Here is a 12648-nt window from a genome sequence, read left to right on the forward strand (position 1 = left end):
GGGACCGCGCTATTCGCGGCGCCACTTGGTCCCTTCGCGGCTATCCTCAAGCACCACACCTTTGGATTTTAACTCTTCGCGAATCTCATCGGCGCGGGCAAAGTCACGGTTCTTCTTGCTTTGTGCGCGCTCTTCGATCAGTGCTTCAACTTCTTCGGCAGAAATACCTTCATCTCCACCACGGGCCTGTTTGAACCAGGCTTCCGGGTCTTGCTGGAGAATGCCCAGCATATCTGCAGCGGCCAGTAGCAAGCCTTTCAGGCGCGCTTTATCCACCTCATCGGCTTTGTTCAAGTCACGGGCAATCTGGTGCAATTCGCTGATGGCGATCGGCGTATTCAGATCGTCTTCCAACGCCCTGATAAAGGCGGTGTCATTAAGATCTGCCGCTTCAGCCTCAACCGCTTCCGTTTCACGCAGTGCGCCATAGAGAGTATCCAGGGTGCGCCATGCCTGATCCAGCAAATCAGCACTGAAATTCAGCTCAGAGCGATAGTGGGCAGACAGCAGTGCGAAACGCAGCACTTCACCGGGGTATTGGCTCAGCAGGTCTTTGACCATGCGGAAGTTGCCCAGGGATTTGGACATCTTTTCGCCATTGATATTTACATAGCCGTTGTGCATCCAGTAGCGCACAAAATCCACACCATTGGCGCAACAGCTCTGGGCGCGCTCGTTTTCGTGGTGGGGGAAGGTCAGGTCGCGACCGCCGCCATGGATATCGATAGTGTCACCCAGGTGCTTCTTGATCATGGCCGAGCACTCCAAGTGCCAACCCGGGCGCCCACGGCCCCAGGGGCTGTCCCAGCCGGGCTCGTCATCGGCGGACGGCTTCCACAGTACGAAGTCACCGGCGTACTTTTTGTAAGGCGCTACTTCCACCCGCGCACCGGCGAGCATATCGTCGAGGGAGCGCTTGGACAGCTGGCCATATTCCTGCATGGATTCCACGGCGAACAGCACATGGCCCTCAGCGGCGTAGGCGTGACCTTTCTCCAGCAGGCTTTCGATCATCGCGATCATTTCCGGCAGGTGCTGGGTGGCGTAGGGGACAATATCCGGCTCCAGGTTATTGAGCGCGGCCATATCCTCGTAGTAGGCCTGGGCATAGCGCGCCGACAGCACGCCGATTTCCTCGCCGTTGTCCCGCGCGGTCTTCATGATTTTGTCGTCAATATCAGTAATATTGCGCGCGTAAATCACATCGCTGAAGTTTCTTTTCAGTACCCGGTACAGGGTGTCGAACACCACCACAGGGCGGGCATTGCCAATATGCACGCGGTTGTACACGGTGGGGCCACACACATACATGCGCACCTGATCTTCCACCAATGGTACGAAGGGTACTTTCTTCCCGGAAAACGTGTTGTAGACCTGTAGAGACATCTTTTCTCTCGAATTCTTTTTGCTGTGTGGCTGGGCCAGTCATTGACCCAGCCGCGAAAACTGCCGCTCGGGCAGCTCTCCGCTTTGCTATTTGTTTTGCTCTTTGGCCCAGCTGTCGCGCAGACCAATGGTGCGGTTAAACACCGGCGCTTCCGCGCTGCCGTACTTGCTGTCGCGACAGAAGTAGCCGTTGCGCTCGAACTGGTAACCCTGCTCCGGCTCCGCTTTGGCCAGGCCGATTTCCGCCTTACAGCCTTTTAGGATTTGCAGGTTGTCCGGGTTTACGCAGTCGAGGAAGTTCTTGCCGCCGGCATCCGGCGCCGCATCATTGAACAGGCGATCGTATAGACGCACTTCGCAATCGACATTGTTGTCCGCAGATACCCAGTGAATAACGCCCTTTGGCTTAACGCCGTCGGCCGGATCTTTGCCCAGGGTGTCCAGATCAACCGAGCAAATCACCTCAACAATTTCTCCGGCATCGTTCTTCACGACTTCTTCAGCAAAGATCACATAGGCGTTGCGCAGGCGAACTTTTTTGCCCAGCACCAGACGCTTGTACTTCTTGTTGGCCTCTTCGCGGAAATCCTCTTTCTCAATATAGAGAGTGCGGCCAAAAGGAAGTTCACGGGCCGGCAGATCATCGCGCACCGGATGGCCAGGTGCTGACAGCATTTCTTCCTGGCCTTCCGGGTAATTTTTCAGGGTGACCTTCAAAGGCTCCATTACGCACATGGCGCGCGGTGCATTTTTATCCAGATCGTCGCGAATGCTGTATTCCAGCATGCCCACATCGACAACTGAGTCGGAGCGGGTTACACCGATCATTTCGCAGAAGTTGCGAATGGAAGCCGGAGTAAAGCCGCGACGGCGCATACCGGACAGGGTCGGCATGCGGGGATCATCCCAGCCGTCTACATGGCCTTCATCTACCAACTGCTTGAGCTTGCGCTTGGACACCACGGTGTAGTTGAGATGCAGGCGGGCAAATTCATACTGACGCGGGCGCGAAGGCACCGGCAGGTTCTCGATCAGCCAGTCGTACAGCGGCTTGTGATCTTCAAACTCCAGGGTACAGATGGAGTGGCTGATACCCTCAATCGCATCACACTGTCCATGAGCGAAATCATAGCTGGGGTAAATACACCACTTATCACCAGTCTGGTGGTGAGCCATCTTTTTGATGCGGTAGATGATCGGATCACGCAGGTTGATATTCGGTGCGGCCATATCGATCTTGGCGCGCAAGCTGCACTGGCCCTCTTCCATTTCACCGTTGCGCATCTTTTCAAACAGCGCCAGGTTTTCCTCGACAGAGCGATCCCGGAAGGGGCTGTTCTTGCCCGGCTCTTTCAGCGTGCCACGGTAGTGACGAGCTTCTTCTGCGGACAGGTCGCAGACATAGGCTTTGCCATCTTTAATCAGGTGCAGAGCCCACTCGTACAATTGATCAAAATTATCCGAGGAGTACTTCGCCTCGCCATTCCACTCAAAACCAAGCCAGGAGACATCGCGCTTAATCGCATCGACAAACTCTTCCTCTTCCTTGGCCGGGTTGGTGTCGTCAAAGCGTAAATTACAGGTGCCACCGAATTCCTGCGCCAGACCAAAATTCAGACAGATGGACTTGGCGTGGCCAATATGCAGGTAGCCGTTGGGCTCCGGCGGGAAGCGGGTCGCGATCTGCGTAACCCGGCCCTCAGTCAGATCTTCACGGATAAGGTTCTGTAAAAAGTGAGCTGGCTTGCTCTCGGATGTCATAGGATTCTCTTAATTTACAGCTGTGCGAACGTAAACGGCGAATTATAACCTACTTGAGAGACAGAATATCGAATTTGAAGGAACGCTTTTCATAGAAATTCACTGCAAGCGTTTGATTTTTGTGCAATTGACACAGATATTCCGACACAGCATTTTACAGCTACAGACTACAAGGTATCATGCCGCCCCAAATCAACCCTCATAGGACATTTTATGATCACCCTTCACACAACCCATGGAGATATAGCCATCGAATTGGATTTCGAAAAGGCACCCAAGACTGCTGCCAACTTCTTGCAGTACTGCCGTGACGATTTCTATACCGGCACTGTCTTCCACCGGGTGATCAACAACTTTATGATCCAAGGTGGCGGCATGACTCCGGACATGCAGCAGAAGGAAACCCGCGATTCCATCGAAAACGAAGCCAACAATGGCTTGAAGAACGACACTGGCACCCTGGCCATGGCCCGCACCATGGACCCACATTCCGCCAGCTCCCAGTTCTTTATCAATGTTAAGGACAACGATTTCCTGAACTTCCGCAGCGAAGACTCTCAGGGGTGGGGTTACTGCGTATTTGGTAAGGTTGTCGACGGCATGGACGTGGTCAACAAAATCAAAGACGTTAAAACCGGCAGCAAAGGCTTCCACCAGGACGTACCCCTGGAGACTATCGAAATCACCGGTATCAGCATCTCTGACGCCTACGCCGATAAGTAATTCCACGGGTCAGTACCGACTCTAAGGCGGGGACATTGTCTACTTATTTTATTTCTGACTTGCACCTCGACGAAAAACGCCCGGATATTACCCGGGCGTTTTTTGATTTCCTGCACGGGCGAGCTGCCGGTGCTGAGGCGCTATATATTCTCGGCGACTTTTTTGAGGCGTGGGTTGGCGACGACGACGATGCCCCGCTGGCCCGCGAAGTGATTGGCGAGCTAAGTCGCTATAGTGGTACCGGCGTAGAGTTGTACCTGATGCACGGCAATCGGGATTTCCTGCTGGGTAGCGACTTCGCCCAGCGCGCGGGAGCCACTTTACTTCAGGACCCGACTGCGTTGTCCCTCGGTAATGAGCGCGTGCTGCTTATGCACGGCGACAGCCTTTGCACCCTCGACAAAGAGTATATGGCGTTCCGCCGCCAGGCCCGGGACCCCAAGTGGCAACAAGAGCTACTGGCCAAGTCCCTACAGGAACGCCGCGCTATTGCCGCGCAGATTCGTATGGCATCCAAGAGTATGAACAGCCGCAAGGCCGAAGACATCATGGATGTAACCCAGGAAGAAGTGGAACGGGTGATGCTCGAGCACAATGTGCTTCGACTGATCCACGGCCACACCCACCGGCCCGCCCGCCACGCGTTGACGATCAACGGTGAACCGGCGGAGCGTATTGTGCTGGGAGACTGGGATAAGAATGCCTGGTGCCTGAAAGCGGACAACGACTCACTGGAGTTGATTCACTGGCCGATCGGCTAGGAGCCGGCGTTTTGGTAGAGGCTCTGCTGTTGCTGCACAGCCTCTACCAATTCCTCAAGCGTCTCCCGCAAACACTGCACACCCCCAAATCGAAAACCTATTCCCTGTAAATAAGCGCAATCCATCACTGCTGGCGGTTTCATTTGTGGCTGGGGAGGTAGCGGTCCCTGCTGTCCGGATATCGATCTTAGAATCTTCACCAACTCGCGACTGCTAACCAGGCAATCACTACAGTTTACTGCCCGCCCCCGGGCATCTTTGTGCTCCAGTAAAAGCTCTACCGCCCGCGCCACATCTTCTCCGTGCACTTCCGTTGAAAGCCGGGAATTTAAATAGGCTTCCCCAGATATCACTGCTCGAGCGATGTCATACCACTTGCTACGACTTAGCGGACTCACCAGCCCATAAACTCCAGTTAAGCGCAATGAAACTGTATGCCAGCCACGCTGATACGCCCAAGCAGACAGCATGGCTTCCACAGCCGCTTTATAGCCGCCGTAGAAAGTATCCGGCTGAACAACCTGCTCCTCACTTAAAGAACCGCTCAACTTTCCAGTGGCATAAACGGCACGACTGGAAATAAATACAAATTTTTTTACCTTCGCTGCATAGGCGAATTGGATTAATGCCAGGGTTCGATTGAGATTTACATGTAAAAAACCCTCAAGATCACCCCCTTCTCCATTTCGATAGCGACCGGGAAGATGCTCGAAAGCTGCATGCACCACCACATCCAGATTGCTGGCGAATGTCTGTAGTGTTGTATCAGAAGTAATATCCCCGACGCTCCACGCCAATCTGGGTGAAGCAATACTGCGAAAAAGATCTGCACTTTCCTCCCTGCGCAGTAATGCTCGCACTTCATAGCCCTGCCGCAAAAAATGCCTGACCAGAAATTGCCCCACATAGCCACTCGCACCAGTTATCCCTATTCTCACAATTCCCTCTCTCGATTTTATTTTCTAAGCACGGGCTAACTCACCCAGATCAACGGCGATATCTCGCCCTTCGTAAACCGCCCACCATAAGTCGATCAGGGGCTTGAGCTTTTCAACTTTTGAGTGCTGTTTTTGCCAGGGTTTTTCATATTGGTAGTGAATGACATGAATACTGTCCCACTGCCACAGCTGGGGTAAATTCAGGTAGAGGTATTGCAAGGCGTTATAGATATAAGGCAGACCATGCCAACGAGGGAAAAAGGACTGTAAAAATGTCTGGTCTGTACGCCGCCAGAAAACCCCTGGTCGATCCAGCTGCTCAAGCATTTTTTGGTAAGTCGCTTCACTCGGCACCGCAGTAAACAATCCCGAATTCATACGATGAAACCCATCCAAGTTTTCGTAAAGATTGGGCGCTGCGCAAAATTCCGGATAATTCATCAAGTGATCAATATTGCGCAATACCAGGGTGTCCGCATCCAGGAAAACAAGCTTATCGAATTGGGTCAATTGCCACAGTGCCAATTTGCAAAAGTTATTTAATGGATCGTGAAAGGCTGGTTTATTGCCCTTATCAAAGGGCGCGCGCCGGTGCAGCGCTTCACGTTTATGGCGACTGACAAATTCATCAGAAAAATGGGGAGGGAAGACTTCTTTGATCAAACAACCCGATGCTTCCAATGGCGAAACATCACAACTATTTGCGGGCACCATACAAACCAGCGGATGAGCACTGGCCACCTGATCTAATGAACGTTTTAGTGCCATCGCACCAATTACATAATCCCGACTATTAACCAAAGTCACGAAAGTACATCTTGACATAACAATTGGCTCAACAATCCCTTTGCAGCATTATTTACAGCTGAGGAAGTACATCTTCAGGCCCGCACAATAATCTGTCACACCAGCGGCTTACAATTGCTTCTACTTGTTTTTCCTCAAAGCAGTTCTCATTGTAGATAAAGCTCGAGCGCAACTGTTTCCCAAAGACGGTGATAGATAAATAGATGCCATATGGCGTCAAGCGCGTCGCCAGGGGGGCAATCCGGATCTTCAAGTGATCATTCAACCTTGCCCAATCTGAAGTCTCGCCGGTGTAGACAGCAAAAAAACCTTCCCTGTGCTCCTCCGTTTGCAGAAAGGTCACCAAATAGCAATGGGATGCATCAAGGTGATGGCCAATCCGGCCATGCGGACCGATGGACTCAGCCGCATAAACCGTGCGCATTGCATATTTTATCTCCGTAGACAGGCGCGCAAGCTTTTCATGCCAGGGCTCATCACGACAAACCATCAGGTTCACATATCGACACATAGGGCCGAACACTTCCCGATGCTCCTTCTTCAACCGAAGAGATAAATTCCCACTCATCCAAAAAGTGTGTGGTAGAAACTCACATAGCACTTGCTGAAAGGCCGCCGCCAAATAAGCAAAGAGGCTGACATTCTCCGAGCTAGCCAACGCCATCACCCTCTCAATTTCCCCTTCGCCCAGACTACAGACTGCTTCACTGCAAAGAACCGAAGTCTCTTCAGACTGGGGTAGCTGCTTTATTTTTTCCTCTTGGATTTGCAGTCGATCTTGCCAATAGTCCCGCGCCTTCTGTCCACGTGCCGACTGCAGGTAAGCTTGTTCAAAATTTACATAATCCGCAAAGTCAGTAGTTTCCACACGAGGTTGGTAGTCCTTCCCCACTTCCCCACTCAAATAGTGAGACAGTGCTTCGGACCAAAGAAGTGACAAGCTAATTCCATCGGTAATAATGTGGTGGCACTTGGTTAAAAAGATATATTCATCCTCGCCAGTGCGGAGAAGACTAAGGCCCAATAATTGGTCTCTTTCCAAATTAATTGGCGAACTGCCAAATTGGCGCAAAAAACTCGCAACATGCGCTTCACTCAAATGGCGAATATCCAAATAGTCCAGTTCGATATCGACAAAAGAGCGAACAGCGGACTCTCCGCTATAGCGGCAACGAAAAATCGGATAGGTATTTACTACCTCTGAGATGGACTTTTTAAACAACTCAACATCCAGGTCTCCCTTGACCACCATGGCGCGGGTGATCAGGTCGACCAGATCCTTTCGGTGATGCAAGTCATAAATACGCTGCTCAGTGATCGACAAAGGAACCTGCGTCGATAAACTCCAACCGGCCATGGCGGTCTCCGAAAATCATTTGCCCGACAAAAGATTACGGTTAAATCTAGTAAAAATACGCAAGTCCCACGGGCACGTTACTTTTAGAATATACAAAACAGCGGGATGCAATGGCGCTTCACTATGATCACAATCAATATTCTCTTGCTTTAGGTCGCCGGCACAATGCATGATCTCTTCAGACTACAAGGGGCAGGAGTTCCATCCAGGTGATCAATAACCTGAATAAACGCGTATTGATTCTCGGCGGCTACGGCAATTTTGGCGCACGCATCGCGCAAATGCTGAATACGGAGCCCAATATCCAACTGATCATTGCCGGCCATAACAAATCGCTGGCCGACCGTTGCGCCCAATCACTCGGCGGTCTCGCCGAGGGGTTACGACTGGAACGGGACTCCATTAACCTCGCCGCACAATTGAAGGCCCTGCATTTGGATTTAATCATCCATTGTGCCGGCCCCTACCAGAGAGAAACTGATTACCGGGTGGCCAAAGCCTGCATTGAAGCCCGCACACCCTACATCGATATTTCAGATGCGCGCCGCTTTGTATGTGATTTTCACCGTCTCTCCCCGGCCGCCGAGGCCGCCGGTATCGCCATGGTATCCGGTGCCAGCAGCCTGCCCGGCCTCAGCTCAGCAGCCATAGCTGAAATCCAGAAAGAGCTGCCGGTCATTCGCTCCGTGCAGGCGGCAATTGCTCCGGCACACAAGGTAGAGCGCGGCCTCGCCACCGTGCGCTCTGGCTTTGAAGCGCTGGGGGAGAGCTTCCCCCAATTGCGGGATGGGCGCTGGAGAGAATCATTTGCCGGAAATCACCTGCGCTCGGTAAGTCTTGCCCACCCTGTGGGAAAACGCTGGCTGTGCGACTTTGAAGTACCCGACCTGGAGTTGTGCCCCAGATACCTGCCAGATTTAAACACAGCACTATTTTCCACGGGGACAGAGCCCCTGATTCTCCAGGCCGGCCTGTCTTTGTGCGCCCAACTCTCGCGCCTAAATTTGCCCGCTACAAGCTCCCGCATCGCACAGATTGCCCATAAATTGAGTGCCCGCTGGCCTGGTGGCAGCTCTCACGGCGGCATGATTGTCCGCGCACTGGGTGAAGATGCTGACGGTAGGACAGCTGGTAGGCAGTGGCAAATACTTGGAATGGATGGCGATGGCGTCTGGATTCCTGCAGCACCCGCAGTGGCTTTAGCGAGAAAATTCCTTCGCGGTGAGATTTCAGACAGTGGCGCGCGCGCATGCTGGCAACTATTGAAGCTGGATGAAATTCTGGATGAACTGAAGGATTACTCCATCGTCACTGCCATCGAGTTTTTACCTGCAGAGCAAAATTCACTGCCTGCGTTGGCGGCGAGCTAGGGGAAAAAGCCCTTTAGTTGACCTTATCAAGGCAGAACCCTTACAAATGATCTAGGTTCAGTATCGGAACTTTATGTAACGATGCTGAACCTGATTTTATGAGTAGCTCCAACCCCTGGTGCGCCTATTCCGGCCGGAATGGTATAAAGCGCGCAATAATCCCCATTACCGCTCTTATCCTGACCCCATTCTTCTTGGTGCTCACGTTTACAGACAGCGCCTGGTGGCTGGTGGCTCTATTAATTAGCGTTTCACTGGTACTACTGGGAATCTACGATATGCTCCAACCCCACTGGAGCATTACGCGGAACTTCCCGGTTGCCGGCCGCATTCGCTGGATATTCCTGAATCTGCGTCCCTATTTCCGCGCCTATATGGTCGAGGGTGATGAAGAGGGACGCCCTTACAGCATTGAAGCCCGACGACTGGTGTACGCCCGCTCTGAAGGTTTTTCCGATATGCATCCGTTCGGCACTGAAAAAGATGTGCAGAGTGAGGAATATACCTGGCTCACTCACTCGGTGAAGCCCGAGAAAAATGCAAACACTTCCTGCCGTACTGAAGTGGGCACGGGCCGCTGCAAGCAGCCCTACTCCGCCGCCCTGTTAAATATCTCCGCCATGAGCTTTGGCGCTCTCTCCGCCGCTGCAGTAGAGGCCTTGAATAAGGGAGCCTCAATTGGCGGCTTCTATCACGATACCGGTGAGGGAGGCATCAGCCCCTATCACCGCAAGCATGGCGGCGACCTAGTGTGGGAATTGGGTACCGGTTATTTCGGTGCGCGCAACGATGACGGCAGCTTTAACCCGGATCTATTTCGCGAGGCCTGCAACGATCAGGTCAAAATGACGGAAATTAAATTGAGCCAAGGCGCCAAACCAGGGCACGGTGGGGTTTTACCCGGCGCCAAAGTTACCCAGGAGATCGCTTCCACCCGCAAGGTTACACCCGGGCAGAACTGCGTCTCCCCTCGCGCGCACTCCATGTTCTCCACCCCCATTGAAATGCTTGAATTCGCCGAGCAAATGCGCGAACTCTCCGGCGGCAAACCGGTAGGCATAAAACTCTGCGTAGGGCATATCTACGAAGTGATGGCCATTATGAAGGCCATGCACGAGACCGGGAAACTGGTGGACTTTATTGTTGTGGACGGCGCCGAAGGCGGCACCGGCGCAGCACCATTGGAGCTGTCCAACCACGTGGGCATGCCGCTACTGGAAGGGTTGATTATCGTGCGCAATGCCCTGGTGGGGGCGGGCCTGAAAGATAAGGTGAAGCTGGCCGCCAGCGGCAAGGTTTATTCCGCGTCCGGCCTGGCACAGTGCCTGGCCATTGGCGCTGACTGGTGCAATGCGGCGCGGGCATTTATGTTTTCCGTGGGCTGCATCCAGTCCCAGCGCTGCCATACGGATACCTGCCCAACTGGTGTTACCACCCAGGATCCTCGGCGCCAGCGCGGGCTGGTGGTGGATGTGCAGAGTAAAAGGGCGGCTGCTTTCCAGGCAAAAACTCTCGAAGCTCTGGGGGATATAGTGGCCGGTGCAGGACTTACCGATCCCCGGGACCTGAAACCCTACCACCTGGTTCACCGAATTAATGGCGCTGAATCCAGGCCGATAGACCGTATCTGGCATTTTCTCGACACCAACTCCCTAATCGACGCACCAGAAGATACGCCCTACTGGCACTGGTGGCTGGCCGCACAGGCAGACAGTTTTCAGCCTGCGATCAAGCTCGAAGAAGGCAAGTACGCGTCAATCCGCCGCGCTATTAACCGCTAGCCCCACCCAATCTGTGGAGACTGCTATGCAGACCGTTTCAGAAATTATTGTCGATACACTGGTCAAGGCCGGCGCCAAACGGTGTTACGGCATTGTCGGCGATACCATCAATCACTTCACATCAGCGGTGCGCACTTCCGATTTGGAGTGGATACATGTGCGCCATGAGGAAGTGGGCGCTTTCGCCGCTGGGGGTGAGTCTTACCTTACCGGTGAGCTGAGCGTCTGCGCCGGAACTGCCGGGCCCGGCAGCCTGCACTTTATCAACGGCATATTTGAAAGCCATCGCAATGGCGCCCCGGTGGTACTGATTGCCTCCCGCATTGACCGTGCGGAACAGGGGTTCGGCTATCCACAGGAAGTGGACCAGCAAAAGCTCTACGAACAGTGTTCGGTCTTCTGTGAAACCATGACCCACCCGGAGCAAGCCCGTCGAATGATTGTGCAGGCTGCACAAACTGCGCTTACTCGCGGTGGAGTCGCGGTGGTGCAAATCAGCGGCGACTTGTTCAAGGAGAAGAGCAAAGACAGTCTGCCCTGGTCAGTACATCGCCCTGAATGGCTAGCGCGTCCGTCTGACTCTGAACTCGACGCCCTGGCAAAGAAAATCAACGCCGCAAAAAATATCACTATTTACGGCGGTATCGGCTGCCGTCACGCTCACGATGAAGTAATAAAATTGGGACAACACCTGGCCGCTCCTATTGCCCACACCACCAAGTCGAAAGAGTTTCTCGAATACGACAACCCCTGCCATGTGGGCATGACCGGGATTCTCGGCAATCCCGCAGGCTACCGGGCCATGGAGACTTGTGACCTGTTACTATGCCTGGGTACCGATTTTGCCTACACCCAGTTCTACCCAGAAAAAGCCACCATTATTCAAATTGATGCGGAAGCGCCGCACCTGGGGCGACGCGCTCCTGTGGATATGGGCCTGGTTGGGCATGTGGGTCCAACCATTGAAGCCCTCTTGCCCCGATTAAAGGCCCGCACCGACAGTACCTTCCTTAATGACCTTCTCGAACGATACAAAAAAGATCGGGAAGAGATGAAAAGCCGCGGCAAAGAGAAAGACCCCAGCCTGATTCACCCTCAATTTGTCGCTCAGACGCTCAACAAGCTGGCCGATGAGGATGCCGTGTTTACCGCCGATGGCGGCGCCTGTATGGTTTGGATGCTCCGCGATCTCACTGCCAACGGCAAACGCTCATTTCTTACCAGCCTTTCCCACGGCACCATGGCCAACGCCTACCCCCAGGCGCTTGGCATGGCCAAAGCCTATCCCGGGCGCCAGGTCATCGCTATGTGCGGCGACGGTGGTATGACCATGTTAATGGGGGACCTGCTGACACTGGTGCAAGAAAAAATCCCATTAAAAGTCCTGGTATTTAACAATCACTCCCTCGGCTTCGTAGAGATGGAGCAGCGCATTGAAGGACTACTCGACAGCTATACCGACTTACATAACCCGGACTTCGGCCGCGTTGCCGAAGCTTGTGGCATCAGTGGTGCCAGTATCGAGAGTGCGGATCAGCTTGAGGACAGCATGAAGCGCTGGCTCGCCACTGACGGACCGGCGCTACTCAGCGTACCGACCAACCGCGTGGAACTGGTGATGCCACCAGAAGTTACGGCGCAGCAAGTCACCTCCACCGCACTGTTCGGACTTAAGGCAATACTCAACGGCCGCGCCGATGAGGTGGTAGATCTTTTGCGAGACAATTTCCTGCGCTGAGACTTTTTAGCAGGCCACAACAAAAG

Annotated in this window: 10 protein-coding genes; 5 read left to right on the forward strand and 5 right to left on the reverse strand. The window is 53.5% G+C overall.

Going from position 1 to position 12648, the window contains the following annotated elements; all coding sequences use genetic code 11:
• Positions 1-9 precede the first annotated feature (9 nt).
• Complete coding sequence (cysS, locus tag ACJJIW_RS20265; protein WP_444936193.1) at positions 10-1386, reverse strand: cysteine--tRNA ligase; 1377 nt, start codon at positions 1384-1386, stop codon at positions 10-12.
• A gap of 87 nt (positions 1387-1473) precedes the next feature.
• Complete coding sequence (locus ACJJIW_RS20270) at positions 1474-3147, reverse strand: glutamine--tRNA ligase/YqeY domain fusion protein (RefSeq protein ID WP_282932191.1); 1674 nt, start codon at positions 3145-3147, stop codon at positions 1474-1476.
• Positions 3148-3360: 213 nt separating this feature from the next.
• Between ACJJIW_RS20270 and ACJJIW_RS20275 the strand changes: the two genes are divergently transcribed.
• Positions 3361-3870: a peptidylprolyl isomerase gene (locus ACJJIW_RS20275; RefSeq protein ID WP_108733726.1), complete on the forward strand. Its 510-nt coding sequence runs from the start codon at positions 3361-3363 to the stop codon at positions 3868-3870.
• 35 nt (positions 3871-3905) lie between these two features.
• Positions 3906-4631, forward strand: coding sequence for a UDP-2,3-diacylglucosamine diphosphatase (locus ACJJIW_RS20280; protein ID WP_444917650.1), 726 nt, complete (start codon positions 3906-3908; stop codon positions 4629-4631).
• Here ACJJIW_RS20280 and ACJJIW_RS20285 read toward each other — a convergent pair.
• Genes ACJJIW_RS20285 through ACJJIW_RS20295 form a run of 3 tightly spaced genes read right to left on the reverse strand, consistent with a single transcriptional unit; the run spans position 4628 to position 7733 of the window.
• Positions 4628-5569: an NAD-dependent epimerase/dehydratase family protein gene (locus ACJJIW_RS20285; protein WP_444936194.1), complete on the reverse strand. Its 942-nt coding sequence runs from the start codon at positions 5567-5569 to the stop codon at positions 4628-4630. The genes ACJJIW_RS20280 and ACJJIW_RS20285 overlap by 4 nt on opposite strands.
• Before the next feature lie 24 nt (positions 5570-5593).
• Positions 5594-6376 carry a glycosyltransferase gene (locus ACJJIW_RS20290; RefSeq protein WP_444936195.1) on the reverse strand — a complete coding sequence of 261 codons (783 nt, stop codon included), beginning with the start codon at positions 6374-6376 and terminating at the stop codon, positions 5594-5596.
• 52 nt (positions 6377-6428) lie between these two features.
• The gene (locus ACJJIW_RS20295) at positions 6429-7733 is read right to left on the reverse strand and encodes a condensation domain-containing protein (RefSeq protein WP_444936196.1); all 1305 of its coding nucleotides are present in this window, start codon (positions 7731-7733) and stop codon (positions 6429-6431) included.
• A gap of 209 nt (positions 7734-7942) precedes the next feature.
• Between ACJJIW_RS20295 and ACJJIW_RS20300 the strand changes: the two genes are divergently transcribed.
• From ACJJIW_RS20300 to ACJJIW_RS20310, 3 genes are all read left to right on the forward strand, one after another.
• On the forward strand, positions 7943-9103 hold the full coding sequence (locus ACJJIW_RS20300; RefSeq protein ID WP_444936197.1) for a saccharopine dehydrogenase family protein: 1161 nt from the start codon (positions 7943-7945) through the stop codon (positions 9101-9103).
• Between the two features lie 98 nt (positions 9104-9201).
• A complete protein-coding gene (locus ACJJIW_RS20305) occupies positions 9202-10884 on the forward strand; it encodes an FMN-binding glutamate synthase family protein (RefSeq protein ID WP_444936198.1) in 1683 nt (560 codons plus the stop codon).
• Positions 10885-10909: 25 nt separating this feature from the next.
• Positions 10910-12622: a thiamine pyrophosphate-dependent enzyme gene (locus ACJJIW_RS20310; RefSeq protein WP_282932183.1), complete on the forward strand. Its 1713-nt coding sequence runs from the start codon at positions 10910-10912 to the stop codon at positions 12620-12622.
• Positions 12623-12648 lie beyond the last annotated feature (26 nt).

The organism is Microbulbifer maximicatervae (SeqCode), from assembly GCF_052467815.1.